The following is a 15,353-nucleotide window of genomic DNA, read 5'->3' as shown; positions in this document are numbered from 1 at the left end:
GGGTCGATGCACGCAACTGCTACAGTGAAGCAATCTATTTTCACAATTCATTCAGTGTGCTCGTATAGAGGTAGTTATGTATCAGAATCTTGTGAACATCGGCATCGAAAATCCTGAAAACATCGAACGTTACACCCTGCGCCAAGAAGCAAACTCCGACACACTGAAAATTTATTTTCATAAGTCTAAGGGCGAGCTATTCGCGAAGAGTGTGAAGTTTAAATACCCACGCCAACGTAAGAATGTCGTCGTAGACAGTGGCAGTGGCCTTTTCCGCGAAGTGACTGAGATCAACCGTAGTCTGTCTTTGGTGGTCGATGAGCTCGATAAGATCGTGAGAAAAGAGCAAGGCGAACAGGATACCAAGAAGAAGATTCTTCACGATCTCCGCCACTTAGAAAAAGTGGTCGCCAGCAAGATCGCCGAGATCGAAGCCGATCTCGAAAAGCTATAATCACACATAGCGAGAATGAAAAAACCGCCTGATATCGGCGGTTTTTTTGTTTTACAGCATCAAGCGCGTCTTTCTACAGCTCATCGTGCAGCGCTAATCCATCCAGCACGCGACGCCACACAGAATCAACCTTCGCTTCAATGTGTACATCTTCCCCCGTCACTGGGTGAATAAACTGCGTGCTTGATGCATGCAGCAAGAGTTGATGGCAGTCGAATTCATCGCGAAACAATCGATTGTGCCTACCGTCACCATGGTTCACATCACCAACGATGTGATGGCTTAAATGGTGCATATGGCGACGTAATTGGTGTTTACGCCCCGTGTGCGGTTTCATTTCCACCAGCGTGTATCGACAGCTTTGATAGCGCCCCATTGGGATCGGTAACTCAGCATGAGCAATTGGACGGTACTCGGTGATCGCTTCTTTAGCTTCTGGCTCTTTGGTCGCTTTCTTATCTGCAATCTTATCCAGCTCTTCTTTTAATGCGTAATCAAGCGTCGCCCCTTTCTGAATCCAGCCGCGAACAATCGCATGATAGGTTTTATGAATATCGCGACCCGCAAACTTTGGCATCATTTCCGCGGCCATTTCAGAGGACAACGCAAAAAGCAGCACCCCGGACGTAGGGCGGTCTAATCGATGCAAAGGGAAAACATGCTGGCCGATTTGGTCACGAAGTGTTTGCATAACAAAGCGCGTTTCACCTTTATCGAGCCAAGAGCGATGCACCAGCATGCCGGAAGGTTTATTTACAGCGATGAGCCATTCATCGCGATAGAGTATTTCTAATTCGATTTGCATCTTACGTCGTTATCACTGAGAGGAGGTTTGGAAAAGTGCGTCAATATCTTGAGTTACGCGGGCAATCGCATCGCGTCCATGCGCGCCATTAAGCGCTTCTTCAACATACGGCGAAATTGAGAAAGCCGAAGGAAGCGGCAATTCATGATCGACCAACTGGCGCATTTTCGAAATGAATACCCACTGCAGCCATTCGGTACACGTTAAGGTATCAACAGAAAAAGGTTCAACACTCGACAAGGCTTCATCAGAAGGAGGGATTGATTGCCAGTGCCCATGTTGCTCGAGTACTTGCTGCAGACTGACCAGCAGCACCTTTACATCTTGGTGTTGGCTCATAGATTTTGTCTCTTATCTGGTCGTATGGGTTGAATTTCTTACTTGGCGCAAGCATATCACTATTCATAACGCTCAGCGAAAAGCCTTGTTACCGTTCTCCCCCGCTTTCAACATGCGGGATTGATACACTGGCCATTCTTCGCATTACGCCAACGACGGCACGACCAATTAGAAGTGATCATGGAAAATACTCTTTCTCTTAACGCCATTTTTAGCCAAGCCAACTGCGACTTTGTGGTTTTTGATCTGAGCCGTCGCGTCACGGAAATCAGCAACAAAGATTTTATCGCCATTGAAGAAAACCGTGTCGCCTACTCTTTTCCTGCGCAACAACACGCGCAAATGGGCATCGCCTTTTGGCAACCCAATCAATCGCCTTGGATTTGGTTTTTGAAAATGCCGTTGGACGAACGAGGCTTGCTCCAACAAGCAGCCTTGGGCGATTTTATTCAGTTCGTTGCCCAGGCTATGGGGTCTACGCTCAACAAAACCCCCACCGAAGAAGAGCAAGAAAAGCTCGCGGCAAACCCATATACCTTTACGCCGCAAGATGACAAGAAGGCGATGTTCCATGCCTTTTTAACCGCGCGACTTAATCAGCCCGCCAGCCAATATTACGATCACGCTCAACACTACACCTCGGGCGAACTCGGCTGGGAGGACTGGCAAGGTGTCGGACTGCAAGGGTTAGCCGATTTGTGCGCCCGTATGGACCGCCACAATAATGTAACCCGCATTCGCAAGGCGCTTTCCAATCTTCCCGACACGCCGCGCTACGCCCTGCTAGGGTGCTTGGAACACTGTGTGTTGCCCGCCTCTTTGTCCGACAGGATAGATGAGCAAATCAAGGCTATTCTGGCTCAGAACGACGCAGACCTGTTCTTACTTTCTGCCTATGTTCGTGCCTTGTCGGGGGCTGAGTCTACACAGTTACAGCAAACCATCTCGCTGGTACTGAGTTACCCGGCGCTGCAACACAGAGAAATGCTGATCGCGATTGCCGGCCGATGCTGGCATGCCTTGAGTGATCACGCACTGCTCGACACCTTCTTGATTGCGGTTGCGGATCAAAAAGATCCTACCTTCTTCCAACAGATGGTGGCGGATCTCGTCATGATCCCGACATTGCGCCCTCAAATGCTATCCCTGCTCAATGGCCACGCCTCTGAAGCATTGATGGATGCCGTTCAGCAGCTGCAAGCATCGGTGAAATCGTCATGAGTGATTTATTTTGGATCATCGCAATCGCCGTTGTTGCGAGCCTCTTTTGGCAACAGCGCCGTCAAAGTGAGCTCGCAAAGCAATACATTAATCGCCGCTGTCAGCAAGTGGGGGTTCAGCTGGTTTCTATTGCACGAGGAAACCACACGTTTGGTTGGCCAAAAGGCCCATTGAATATCCAAACGCGGTATTTTTTCGAATTTTCAGTGAATGGATTGGATTGTTATCAAGGGTATGCCGTGATGAAAGGCATGAGGCTACAAGAAGTGTTTATGCCCGCTTATCCGATGCCTGAAGAGTAAACCAGCGCATTGCAAACAAGGCGATTTGCACCGTTTGGGAATGCCAGAAAAAGAACGGGCGCGACATATAGTCGCGCCCTGAGGTCTTACTTGCAGCTGTCCTGCTACGAAAGTGCTCCCTGCATCAATCCTTGATCAGTGGCTGAATCCTTCAGCGTTTTCCTTATTCTCTCCGTCCTGGAGGTGTCCTTCGGTCTTACCATGACCCATCGAGCTTTCCTGTCTCGATTCTCGTCCTCATCCTGAGGGTGTCCTTAACTTCGTCCTGAAGTGATTCCTTAAGCCCCCATCCTGGGTTGTCCTAAGTGTCTTCCTGACCAGCAAATATCCTATTCGCTGCTACGGTTCCGTCCGTGTCCCTAATTCCGCTTTCCTTGCTAGTAACACAATCCGTGCGTTACTTGCTCATCCTGAGCGACCAAGTCCGTGGTGTTAGTTCCTGTTCCGTGTGTCAGTATCCTTCCGACACCGAGAAGATTACGCTAACTTCGTGACGAAACAACTCACCTCAGAGTGATTTTCATCACACAATCACACCATAAAACACCAGGAAATCATAACCCCTTGTTTTTATGACACTTAAAAGACCATAAAACAAAGATAGCTAAAGATAACAAACCGATTATCCCACACACTTGTAAGAGATATCTCACACGCTCATCAGCCATTTCATTCAACGCGAGCCATTTTTTATAGCGCGTAAAAACTTTGGGCAGTTAAAAAAGCCAATTTTCCATCAAGAACGAGGGATTAATAGAGTGTTTTCCGATTAAACGCCAACGACAAATAAACGAAAGATGGGCATTTCGATTCAAAAGAAAGAAAAAGAGAAAAAGAAAGTAAGCAGCGTTAATCAGACAGAGGGGAAGAATGAGTTTTCCAACCCCAGAAAAAGAACGGGCGCGACATATAGTCGCGCCCTAGAGGTCTTACTTGCAGCTGTCCTGCTACGAAAGTGCTCCCTGCATCAATCCTTGATCAGTGGCTGAATCCTTCAGCGTTTTCCTTATCTCTCCGTCCTGGAGGTGTCCTTCGGTCTTACCATGACCCATCGAGCTTTCCTGTCTCGATTCTCGTCCTCATCCTGAGGGTGTCCTTAACTTCGTCCTGAAGTGATTCCTTAAGCCCCCATCCTGGGTTGTCCTAAGTGTCTTCCTGACCAGCAAATATCCTATTCGCTGCTACGGTTCCATCCGTGTCCCTAATTCCGCTTTCCTTGCTAGTAACACAATCCTTGCATTACTTGCTCATCCTGAGCGACCAAGTCCGTGGTGTTAGTTCCTGTTCCGTGTGTCAGTATCCTTCCGACACCGAGAAGATTACGCTAACGCGAATTCTAAACAAGACACTGATTAGCGATCAAAGTCACACTTTCAATTTAACTCTGAAGAGATATTTTTAAGCTTATGTATTTAAAAGATTTAATTGCGAGTCACGTGTAATAACCACAATCAAAAGCATGAAATGCGCACGATCTTGTAAGAGATATCTCACACGCCACCTGCCATTTATCCCAATCACTCCTCTGAGGCTCATTCATCTCGTTTATCTTTTGAACGAATTGTTGTCGCTCGCAGAATCGAACCACGCTTTTTCCGCCACAACTGCGCATGCTGAACTAATGTAGATAAGGATGTTATTTGGAAATATTGTTGCGGGGAGATAACCATGGAAGTGTTTACACATAATCTCGAGAGTCTTTTTCAACAACTCGGTTTACCTTCTGACGGAGAGGCTATTTCTTCCTTTATAGCAAACCACCCTCTCACCGAAGGACAAGCGCTAACTTCTGCAGAGTTTTGGTCAGTCAGTCAACGTCAGTTTCTCGAAGAAGCACAACTCCAAGATGCGGATTGGACCGAACAAATAGACACACTTGATACCCTGCTCAGAAAGTCCTGACTGAGCGAACCCTGTCGGCTTCATCATAGGCAACCTTTTCAATGTTTATCGCTTAAGGTAACGTGAGCAAAAAATCGCTCACGTAGGAAACCAAAGATGCAAACGGACTATACCGCGATGCTCGAGCAAGCCATTCAATCTTTAGTGGCCGATGGCAAAGAGCCTAGCGTTGCATTGATAAAATCTCGTCTTTCTGGCTCTGTTCCCATGCCATTGATCATCAGTGCACTGCAACGCTGGAAGAAAAATGGCGTGGTGCCAAAAATTGAAATAGTGTCAGTCAGTAAAAGCGCAGAGGAGCGCATTGCGGAATTAGAGCTGCAAGTTCGCACACTCACAGAGCGCATTGAGGCGCTAGAAAATCGCCAAAGGTAAACAGCCCCTCGTTACTGGAAGTCCCAAGACAGGTTTGACACGATACGGCAATCGTCGCATTTGAAGTGGAAAACATCATGAAGCGGTGCGTCGAGTCGCCAATCACCACCGCATTTGGGGCATTTTCGTTCCAACTCAGATTCTGTACTTTCACCCCCAACGCGATATTGGTAGTAATAGGTCGGTACTTTCGTGAGGTACTCAATACGGCCTCGAATGTCCCACCCTTTTCGGAACAGTCGGCTCTCTACATCTTGGATTTCAGCCAAAGCAGCATACTCAGCGTTGAACGAACCAGCCATTTGAATTTCATCACAGGCCTGCCATTCCGTTTGCCATTTCACTACCGCTTTATGATCACCATTAAAGGTTGCAGGAAGTCTGTGCAAAGGAATGGGTAACAGGGTTTCACCACAACGAAGCGGCGAACAAGTATGCACATATGTGGTATAAAGCACCTGCCAACTGCGCGGCGCATCGTCTGCGCTGGCCTCTGAATTGATGTCGCGACCAAGTACCTTCAATTTAGGTGAAAGCAAAGATGCTTCCGACAATTGGCGAATTTTTAACGCAACTTGTGGGCTATGAAATTTCGGATTCAGACTGTCTTTTTCGGGGCACACGGCGCGTACATGAAATTGGCCTTCCCCCATGACCATGGGGAACTCGCGCCCCAACACCTGGCCGTTATATCTCAACGCGTCCATCAGGCCATTTACAGCCAAGTCGATAGCTGAAACCGTCGTGTCATCAAAACATTCGAATGTCAGTTCTACAACGTACATGGCATTACACCTCTGGAGAGAGGCGTTGAAGGAAGGTTTCTACGTTTGGCGCAAGCACATCACGGATCTTGGTGCCAATGCGCTCTTTGATGACTTCGCCCGTGATATTACAAATGGAAATCACATCCAACTCATCATTCGTCGCAGCAATAAACACGGTTGGATTTTGCTTCAAGCGCTTTTGCATGAGCAAATGCCCCAACATGTTTTCTTGCAAGCGCGGTAAGTCTTCATCACTCCACACCTGAATCAGCTCAAGGCTCAAACCTTCAAATTGTGCCGTCATGTCGCCGCAGTACAGGCCTGCGTAAAAAGAAGTCACGTCTTCATGAAGCGAAATCCCAATGCCAGCTTCAACATTGCTAAAATCGGCGAACTCAACACGCTGAATGGGCTGCCAAATCACTACATCATCCGTCTCTTGCACAATGCACGGCGATTCAAGGCCGAGATACGCATCGCTTTGTGGCTTTGAGCCATGTTGATCGTTCCACGCAGAGACAAAGCGCTCGCTGAATGACCAAAGCGCGTGAGTGACAGAGTGATTCATTAGCAAGATTCCTCAAGATTCAGTAAACTTTGCGCATTCTAATCGATCCGTGGCAAAACCGTATGAGCAAATATCAAGATGCAAAAGAACTTGCTGGCCTGACGCTAGGTCAGAAAACGGACTATCAGGAGCATTATGCCCCTGAGCTTTTACAACCTGTTCCACGAAGCCTTAACCGCGACGATCTCGATATGGGAGAGACGCTGCCTTTTACCGGTTACGATGTTTGGACACTTTACGAACTGTCTTGGCTTAACGCAAAAGGCTTGCCTCAAGTGGCAATCGGCGAAGTGCGCCTGCCTGCAACCAGCCCAAACTTAATTGAATCCAAGTCATTCAAGCTTTACCTCAACAGCTTTAACCAGACAAAATTTGAAAACTGGCAAGAAGTTGTCGACACCTTAGCGAAAGATCTGTCGGCATGTGCTGGCCAAGATGTTGATGTGACCATTCTTCCGCTAGAAGAATTCACCAACACACCAGTGGTTGCATTTGGCGGTGAAAACATTGATGAGCAAGACATCACAATCGATGACTACGAGTTCGACGCTCGCCTGCTAGACGGAGCCGCTGATGGCCCAATGGTGAGCGAAACCTTGAACAGCAACCTGTTAAAATCTAACTGCCTTATCACCAGCCAGCCTGATTGGGGCTCTGTGCGCATTGCCTATAAAGGCAAACGTATTAACCGCGAGAAGTTGCTTCGCTATATCGTGTCTTTCCGTCGTCACAACGAATTTCACGAGCAATGCGTCGAGCGTATTTTCACGGACATCATGAAATACTGCCAACCAGAGTTACTCACGGTTTACGCCCGCTACACCCGTCGCGGCGGCTTAGACATTAACCCATACCGTACTAACATGGGTAAAACGCCAAGCGAAAATAACCGACTCGCTCGACAGTAACTGAACAACTGGCCTGTTTGCTCCGCAATCCAATGTTCGCGAATGCGTATCTTGAGATTGCGGGAAAGACAGGTCAGATTCACTTTTAACGACAAGAAACCAACATGCGATTATTGCCAACCGCACTGCTCTTTTTTTCAATGCTGTTCAGCCTTAATGGACAGGCAAGGATGTATTCCACCCCTATTCTTTCTGAAGCAGAAGAGATGGTGGTGACAGCGCCTGAACAAGCGTTAGAAATCACCGAGCGATATCTCGAGCAGCGACGTTTAGCGAAATCCACGAATCGCCCGCACAGCAATAACGAAACAGACCGTTCTATTCGCACACCATTAAACACCGTTCATGCCTACCTGATTATTGGTAAGGCACAAAGTGCACTGGGTAATCATGATGCAGCTTGGGACGCCCTCGCCACTGCGAGAAGCATGGTAGAAAAAAACAATTTGAAGCTTGCTGAGCTTGAGCTTCTCTTCACCGAAGCCTCGGTATTGTATTACCTCGATGAAGACAAACCAGCGGCAAAGAAGGCGCTTGAAACCGTTATCAGCGAAATTGGAAAACGCGACCCAAAACGCGTAAACACCATTGCGAACCTGAAATTTGAAGCCTTGCTACTCAACGCCATCATCACGTCTGAAATCAGCAACAGTGCTGAGACGGTCATGCAGTTTGATGCGGTGAAAAATGAGTTGGGCGATTTGCCCGAACTAAAGCAAAAAACACGTTACCAAATCGCGCTTGGTAACTACTTTCTAAAAGAAAAATCCTACGAACGCGCCCTGTCAGAGTTACTCAGCGCCTACTGGCTCGCCAGCGAAAATGACTTCGCGATTCAAATTGCCAGCGCCAACGTTTCTCTGACTAAGCTTTACCAACAACAAGGTGTGCTCGACAAAGCATTGCAACACGCCAACCAAGCTGCGGAATTCTACGAAAGCTTTGATTTGGTCAGAGGTTTATCAGAAGCACAAACCCTACTTGCCGATATTTACAGCCAACAGGGCCGATATAACTTCGCACTGGTGCATTACTTCAATGCCCTCGACATAGAACAGCTGCTAGCACGCACCAAAAACATTGCCAACATCAATGTGTCTATTGCCAGTACTTACCTCAAATTGCTCAGATACAAACAAGCAGAAGAGTATGTTGCGAATGCCATTGAAATCGCGGAACAGGCAGCACTGACTCGTCCGCTAACTAAAGCCTACATTCTTCAAGGTGAACTGGCTGTTGTTACCCAAATGCCAGATGTGGCCATTGATGCATTGAAAAAAGCGTTCGGCGGTGCGGAAATCTTGCGTGACCGTAACCTCATGCTTGAATGCCTCTCTCGCCTTTCCCGCGCTTACGAGCAAAAAGGGGAATACCAGAAAGCGCTGGAAATTCAGCGTCGCTATGACCAAATCAGTCGTCGAAGTGAAAATCGCCGACAAATCCTTGAAGCCGAATCGTTCAAAGAACGCCAACGCGTGATCGAACGCCAACTGCAAATTGATGACATTGAACGCCGACAAGGTGAAAACGTGAGTTCCTTGGTTGAACAGAAGAAGATTAACCTCTTCTTGCTGGGGAGTTTAAGTGTCATCTTACTGGTTCTGATTCTACGCCACCGCGCGGCAAACCAGCGGCTTGGCGAACTGCAAGACTTACGCAAAGCGCTTTACACCCATCCACGGAGCGGGCTTAGAAATCTGCGTATGCTCAATGACAGATTGTCGAACTCACTGGCAAAAACCAGTGCCAACTTCGAACAGTGGTATTTGGGAGAAATGATCCATGAGCCTCTCAGCGACAAATTAAGCTTTGCCATGTTTGAAGTGCCTTTCCTCAAAGTGGTGTACCTCCAGCACGGTTATCATCAGGGCTTGGAGCTTGAACGCGAGCTCGGGGATTACCTCGCCTCTCAGATCTCAGATCCTGCCCGTGTTTATCACTTCTCCGATGCCATGTTTATCTACATCGAGCCAGATTCCGTCACACTCAATGACCCAGATAAAATGGCAAACCGAATTCAATCCATGGTGGATGACTTTGTCTCTCATGCGAAGTTGGATGACGTGGATGATCGCCTTCGCATCGGCATGGCGGATTATCCGTTTTTGCCACGCGCATTTACGTCGATCAATGACAAAGAGCTCATCGATATCCTCTTGATGGCCACCAGCGCCGCGCGCCAAGCCAGTAAAGCAGAACACACTAGCCAATGGGTGCATTTAAGCGCAATTGAATCTACACCCGCTGCCTGTTTCGCCAACACCAATGTACGACAGGCCTGTTTCGATGCCATTAGCTCTGGGTTAATTAAGGTTAAAACTTCAGCAAGCGAAGGCATTAACTGGCAGACGCTTCACGAATCTGACAAAAACTAACGCCAGCTTATTGATAATCATAGTAATAAACCGTTATAGCTAGAGACTGTGCCTGCAACTTTGTCAGGCATAGCACCCTGTATTCAGTGAGCTTTTCACTGTGCGTCGTTTGGAGCTGTCGTCGAGTTTTATGTCCAACTTCTCATCAGATGAAGAAGTCATCACACTTAAAGAAAAGTTGCAGCATTCTCAGCTGGTGTTCCGAGATTTAGCCCTTAAATCTCGGCGTGAGGCGACGATCCTGAAAAGGTTAATCTCTCGACTGATTGCTGCTTCACAGGCCCAAGACGACCCATTGCTCCATGAACGACTGTCTCAGATTCGCCAAGATCTCGAAGGGCAAGATGATGTCAGTCGATTAATTCCTCAGCTCGCATTGGTGGAGCGAATGGTCAACCGACATACCCATACTCAGCAAAAAGCCAACGATGCCCTAGAGTGTCAATTTCAGCAAAGCGGTGAGACCCTCAAATGCTTAACAGGCCTACCTGCACAGCTAAAGCGTGACCTTCGAAACTTACTGCAAAGTTCCGGTTCAGAAAGCAAAGGCAGCACAGAAAAAATTGTGGCACTGCTTCAGCTCTATGAACGGGCACTCAAATTACTCTCGCTGCCATCGAACGGGTTATCCGCCAAAGAGCTCCTGAACATTGACCGCATCTCGCAGCTTTCAAGTGAACTTCAACACCTGATCACAGAGCTAGATTTCGATGACGAAGTGGGTGATCGCCTGCTCGACATCCGCAACCGGCTTTTGCTGTCACCTGATGCGCAAACCTTGCTTGAGCTAACACTAGAATCCGTTCAGCTCATTCTGGATGGCACACGTAACGAGCGAAAAGCCTCGCAAGCATTTTTGTCGCAACTGAATGAAGACCTGTCGATTCTTCAGCGTCACAATGGCCGCTCAATAGATAGCTCTCAAACGATTTCCACACAGCGCAGCACCTTTAACGAAGAGCTCGCGTCTTCTGTGAATGCCATTGAAACACACCTCCAAGAAGCTGAATCTTTAGAGCAAGTTCGTCCTCACCTTTCTCAAGTTGCCGTAAATCTATCGTCACTCGTGGCAAGAAACAAAGAACTGGAAGAGCGTGAACAACAATTGCTTGAACAGCTCAAACACAACGACCAAAAACTTGATGCGCTTTACCAGCAAACCATGGACTACCGCCGCCGCTTGGGTGACCAAGAGCGGAAATTGCTGCTCGATCCGCTGACTAAGGTCTATAACCGCGCCGCCCTCGATGATCGCTTAGAGCACGAATACCGATGCTGGTTGCGATATCAAACGCCGTTTTGCTTGGCCATGATTGATATCGACCACTTTAAGAGCGTGAATGATACGTACGGGCATTTGGTGGGCGATAAAGTACTCAAGGTTGTTGCTCGCACCATTCACCAATGCCTTCGCGATACCGACTTTATTGCGCGATTTGGTGGCGAAGAATTCGTGGTATTGCTGCCCGATGCAAAGCCCGACGAACGTGAAGACATGCTCAATAGCGTGAGAGAAACGGTGTCCAAACTGCCCTTCAAGTTTAAGGACAGTCGCCTCACCGTCACCGTCTCCATTGGCGCAAGCATGTTCCAAGACGGTGACAGCACAGTAACGGTGCTGGAACGCGCAGATGCCGCGCTCTACAATGCAAAGAATAACGGCCGCAACAAGCTGATTTGGGCATGATCGCGCCACTCATCACGGCGCTCATCACTTCCCCTCAAGCCCACTTCCTATTCTCGCTTTTTTCTATTGATAACTGGATAAACTAAAAGTCTGTGTGTATGGTTAATTAACACACTGATTTTTATAACAATGAAAGTGTTGATTTATTAACCACCTGTAATCTTCATTGAAATAAAGTTCTTAGGGTCCCCCTCTAATACAAAGTGTGTTTTCTCTGCACAGGAGGTGACTATGATCACGCATATCAGCCCAGTCGGGGCAATGGATCTACTCTCCCAACTTGAAGTCGATAGACTCAAGGACACCGCGAAAAGCGATTTATACCGTCTGTACCGTAACTGTTCGTTAGCGGTGCTCAACTCTGGCAGCCACACCGACAGCTCCAAAGAGCTACTGGAACAATACAAAAGCTTTGATATTCGTGTCATGCGCCGCGAACGCGGTGTAAAACTCGAACTCATCAACCCACCAGAACATGCGTTTGTTGATGGCAAAATCATTCGTGGTATTCAAGAACACATGTTCTCGGTGCTTCGAGACATCATTCACTTAAACATGCAGTTAGAGCACGCCAAAGTGTTCAACCTGACCAATTCCAGCCACATCACCAATTTGATTTTCGACATTCTGCGTAATGCGAAAGCCCTGGTGCCGGGGCGCGATCCGAATTTGGTCGTTTGTTGGGGTGGCCACTCAATCAATGCCATCGAGTACCAATACACGCGAGAAGTGGGCAACGAACTGGGGCTGCGTGAGCTGAATGTCTGTACGGGCTGTGGGCCTGGCGCGATGGAAGGCCCGATGAAAGGGGCGGCCATTGGTCACGCAAAACAGCGTGTGCCTAACAGTCGCTTCCTCGGTATGACCGAGCCATCAATTATTGCGGCAGAGCCACCCAACCCTATCGTCAATGAGCTGGTGATCATGCCGGACATCGAGAAACGTTTGGAAGCTTTTGTCCGTTGTGGCCATGGGATCATCATCTTCCCAGGCGGCGCAGGGACGGCAGAAGAGTTGCTGTATCTGCTGGGTATTTTGATGCACCCAGACAATGCCGATCAGCCGATGCCTGTAGTACTCACAGGGCCGAAAGAAAGCGCTGATTACTTCCGCGTGATTGATGATTTCATTCGTGATGTGATTGGTGAGCATGCCACCAAGTACTATGAGATCGTCATTGGTGACCCAGCGAAAGCTGCGCGTATCATCAAGCAAGCGATGCCTGCAGTGAAGGCGCACCGCCAATCAACCGGCGATGCTTACTCGTTTAACTGGTCGCTAAAAATCGCACCTGAATTCCAGCTACCTTTTGCCCCAACACACGAAAACATGGCGAACCTCGATTTGCACATGGACCAGCGTCCTGAGCTTCTCGCATCGGCGCTACGCCAAGCGTTTTCTGGCATTGTTGCCGGTAATGTGAAAGAAGAAGGCATTCGAGAAATAGAGCGCCACGGCCCATTCAAGATTAATGGCGATGCGGTGCTCATGAAAAAGATGGACAAGCTACTGCGTGGTTTCGTTGAACAACAACGCATGAAACTTCCGGGGACGGCGTATGTTCCTTGCTATGAGATTGTCCAAGGGAATGGCAACTAATCGCAGTTGTTGACCTTTCATTTATCTCTCAAGCAATTAGAATGGCCCTATCGGGCCATTTTTTCATTTAGCGGACACATCATGTCTATCCACCTTGTCATCATTGATGCAATGAACCTTATCCGCCGCGTTCACGCCGCTCAGCCCAACCCTGATGATATTGCCTCTACCGCTCAAGTCTGTTGCCGTGCATTAACCAAGATCATTCGTTCATCCGAACCCACACATATGGTCGCAGTGTTCGATCATGCAGAACAAGATCGTGGTTGGCGTGCCGAGCTCGTCCCAGAATACAAACAAGGCCGTAAACCGATGCCTGAAGCATTGCAACAAGGGTTAGATAAGATCCAAGATGCGTTTTGGGAGATGGGCATTGATTCATTGTTGTCGTCGGGCGATGAAGCTGACGACATGATTGCAACGCTCGCGCTAAAAGTCGCCAATCATAACGGCCAAGTCACGATTGTCTCGACTGACAAAGGTTACTGTCAGCTTCTGCAGCCAACACTGCGCATTCGTGATTACTTTCAGCAGCGTTGGCTAGACAGCCCGTTTATCGAGAAAGAATTTTCAGTTGCGCCCCAACAGTTAACTGATTACTGGGGCTTGGTCGGCATCAGCTCTAGCGGTGTCACGGGCGTACCGGGCATCGGCCCTAAATCAGCCTCCAGCTTGCTCAACCAATTCGGCACCCTTGATAATCTGTTTGCGGCAGACGACATAGAGCCGAAATGGCAAAAGAAACTCGACGGCAATCAAGAACTGGCGATCCGTTGTAAGCAAGTCGCCACCTTGAAAACAGACATCACGCTCGGGTTTAACCTGCAAGATATTCGCTTTACCGCAAAATAGTTTTTCTTATCAAACCCGCACGAAAAAGGGCAAGTATCATACTTGCCCTTTTGCTATTTGTTCGACAGAACGGAATCAATTTGTGCGACGAATATGCACGGTCACTTCATCACGATCGTGGAAGAGATGCTTAACCTGAATATCGAATTTCACGCCGTTTTCTATCAGTAGTTTTTTCAAATTACCGATGTCTTCCGTCACTTGCTCATAACGGCGGCTCATTGGCAGCTTCAAGTTGAAAATGGTTTCTACAGCCCAACGCTCTACTAACCACTTGCCCATCAAAGGCGCGACACGGTAAGGCTTTTCAATCATGTCACACACCAACCAAGTGATGTTCTTTCTTGGTGGTTCAAACTTAAAACCGTCCGCAGCGTGGTATTTAACCTGCCCCGTTTCCATCAAGCTTTCCGCCATCTGGCCGTTATCCACCGCGTGGATAAACATAGAACGTTTCACCAATTGGTACGTCCAACCGCCCGGACAAGCACCTAGATCCACCGCTTTCATGCCGGGTGCCAAACGTTCATCCCACTCTTCCTTTGGAATAAAGGCGTGGAACGCTTCTTCCAGCTTCAGTGTTGAGCGGCTTGGCGCCTCTGAAGGGAATTTAAGGCGATGAATACCCATGTAGTGTGGCGAGTTGTTGTTAGACGCAGAGTACCCCACGAAACAGCACCCAGGCTCTGTAAAGCACACATGCAGCACTGGCTTTTTCGCGTTTTCTTTGGCTAGCAATACACCGCGTTTACGCAGAGACTGACGCAATGGCACGGTAAACTTCCGGCAGAACTTCAGCAGTTCTTTCGCTTGGTTTGTGTCTGGCGTTTCTACGCGAACGTCACCACACTTTGGCAATTCACCACCCATCGCAAGGATAGGAGAAATACGGTCACCAGGGTCCAAATCGCTCAGTTGACCCACCACAGCAATCATTTGACGCGCAAAGATCAGCGAACTAAATGGAAGCTTCTGAATCAACTTTTCTGCATCGCCTTGCTGGTAACACTCAAACACTACAAACCCAGAGTTTTTGATCACTCGTGGGAAGCCATACACTTCTACCTGTGTCGCTTTGTCCTGAATTTCACCCGCACACTCTTTCTCAAAGCCTTGGCGGCAATACAATAAAATCTGATTCACACGATGCCTTTAACTATGCCGTGGTAAAAATAACGCGCCATTATACCCAAATTGCC

General features: G+C 48.2%; 15 protein-coding genes. 10 read left to right on the top strand and 5 right to left on the bottom strand.

Going from position 1 to position 15,353, the window contains the following annotated elements; all coding sequences use genetic code 11:
* Positions 1-76: 76 nt before the first annotated feature.
* Complete coding sequence (locus tag EQP46_RS20710; protein ID WP_129495444.1) at positions 77-454, top strand: DUF3461 family protein; 378 nt, start codon at positions 77-79, stop codon at positions 452-454.
* A gap of 73 nt (positions 455-527) precedes the next feature.
* Here the strand turns inward: EQP46_RS20710 and truC are convergent, their stop codons facing one another.
* Positions 528-1,259, bottom strand: a complete 732-nt coding sequence (truC, locus tag EQP46_RS20705) for a tRNA pseudouridine(65) synthase TruC (protein ID WP_129495443.1) — start codon at positions 1,257-1,259, stop codon at positions 528-530.
* A 12-nt stretch (positions 1,260-1,271) separates the two neighbouring features.
* Positions 1,272-1,598 carry a YqcC family protein gene (locus tag EQP46_RS20700; protein ID WP_129495442.1) on the bottom strand — a complete coding sequence of 109 codons (327 nt, stop codon included), beginning with the start codon at positions 1,596-1,598 and terminating at the stop codon, positions 1,272-1,274.
* 180 nt (positions 1,599-1,778) lie between these two features.
* On the opposite strand from EQP46_RS20700, the gene EQP46_RS20695 reads away from it, so the two are divergent.
* The 4 genes from EQP46_RS20695 to EQP46_RS20680 all read left to right on the top strand — a co-directional run bounded on the left by EQP46_RS20695 (position 1,779) and on the right by EQP46_RS20680 (position 5,398).
* Positions 1,779-2,819, top strand: coding sequence for a DUF3549 family protein (locus tag EQP46_RS20695; protein ID WP_129495441.1), 1,041 nt, complete (start codon positions 1,779-1,781; stop codon positions 2,817-2,819).
* Positions 2,816-3,121, top strand: coding sequence for a DUF3301 domain-containing protein (locus EQP46_RS20690; RefSeq protein ID WP_129495440.1), 306 nt, complete (start codon positions 2,816-2,818; stop codon positions 3,119-3,121). Before EQP46_RS20695 ends, EQP46_RS20690 begins: the two co-directional genes overlap by 4 nt.
* Before the next feature lie 1,668 nt (positions 3,122-4,789).
* Entirely contained in the window at positions 4,790-5,023 is a 234-nt protein-coding gene (locus EQP46_RS20685) for a DUF2789 family protein (RefSeq protein ID WP_129495439.1), read from the top strand.
* A gap of 96 nt (positions 5,024-5,119) precedes the next feature.
* A complete protein-coding gene (locus EQP46_RS20680; protein WP_129495438.1) occupies positions 5,120-5,398 on the top strand; it encodes a hypothetical protein in 279 nt (92 codons plus the stop codon).
* 11 nt (positions 5,399-5,409) lie between these two features.
* Here EQP46_RS20680 and EQP46_RS20675 read toward each other — a convergent pair whose 3' ends face one another.
* Entirely contained in the window at positions 5,410-6,183 is a 774-nt protein-coding gene (locus EQP46_RS20675; RefSeq protein WP_129495437.1) for a Zn-ribbon-containing protein, read from the bottom strand.
* A gap of 4 nt (positions 6,184-6,187) precedes the next feature.
* Positions 6,188-6,733: a SecY-interacting protein gene (gene syd / locus EQP46_RS20670; protein WP_129495436.1), complete on the bottom strand. Its 546-nt coding sequence runs from the start codon at positions 6,731-6,733 to the stop codon at positions 6,188-6,190.
* 62 nt (positions 6,734-6,795) lie between these two features.
* Between syd and queF the strand changes: the two genes are divergently transcribed.
* The 5 genes from queF to xni all read left to right on the top strand — a co-directional run bounded on the left by queF (position 6,796) and on the right by xni (position 14,154).
* On the top strand, positions 6,796-7,641 hold the full coding sequence (gene queF / locus EQP46_RS20665; RefSeq protein WP_129495435.1) for an NADPH-dependent 7-cyano-7-deazaguanine reductase QueF: 846 nt from the start codon (positions 6,796-6,798) through the stop codon (positions 7,639-7,641).
* Between the two features lie 104 nt (positions 7,642-7,745).
* Positions 7,746-10,016, top strand: coding sequence for a tetratricopeptide repeat protein (locus tag EQP46_RS20660; RefSeq protein ID WP_129495434.1), 2,271 nt, complete (start codon positions 7,746-7,748; stop codon positions 10,014-10,016).
* Between the two features lie 130 nt (positions 10,017-10,146).
* Positions 10,147-11,703 carry a GGDEF domain-containing protein gene (locus EQP46_RS20655; protein WP_129495433.1) on the top strand — a complete coding sequence of 519 codons (1,557 nt, stop codon included), beginning with the start codon at positions 10,147-10,149 and terminating at the stop codon, positions 11,701-11,703.
* A gap of 231 nt (positions 11,704-11,934) precedes the next feature.
* Positions 11,935-13,302, top strand: a complete 1,368-nt coding sequence (gene ppnN / locus EQP46_RS20650; protein WP_129495432.1) for a nucleotide 5'-monophosphate nucleosidase PpnN — start codon at positions 11,935-11,937, stop codon at positions 13,300-13,302.
* Positions 13,303-13,383: 81 nt separating this feature from the next.
* Positions 13,384-14,154 (top strand): flap endonuclease Xni, encoded by a 771-nt coding sequence (xni, locus tag EQP46_RS20645; protein WP_129495431.1) that lies wholly within the window; start codon positions 13,384-13,386, stop codon positions 14,152-14,154.
* 75 nt (positions 14,155-14,229) lie between these two features.
* On the opposite strand, the gene rlmM is transcribed toward xni, so the two are convergent.
* Positions 14,230-15,297: a 23S rRNA (cytidine(2498)-2'-O)-methyltransferase RlmM gene (gene rlmM / locus EQP46_RS20640; RefSeq protein WP_129495430.1), complete on the bottom strand. Its 1,068-nt coding sequence runs from the start codon at positions 15,295-15,297 to the stop codon at positions 14,230-14,232.
* Between the last annotated feature and the right edge of the window lie 56 nt (positions 15,298-15,353).

The sequence above is a fragment of the Enterovibrio baiacu genome, assembly GCF_004120195.1.
GTDB lineage: Bacteria > Pseudomonadota > Gammaproteobacteria > Enterobacterales > Vibrionaceae > Enterovibrio > Enterovibrio baiacui.
The sequence above is the reverse complement of the archived record's forward strand: the minus strand, read 5'-3'. Positions and strand labels throughout refer to the sequence as shown.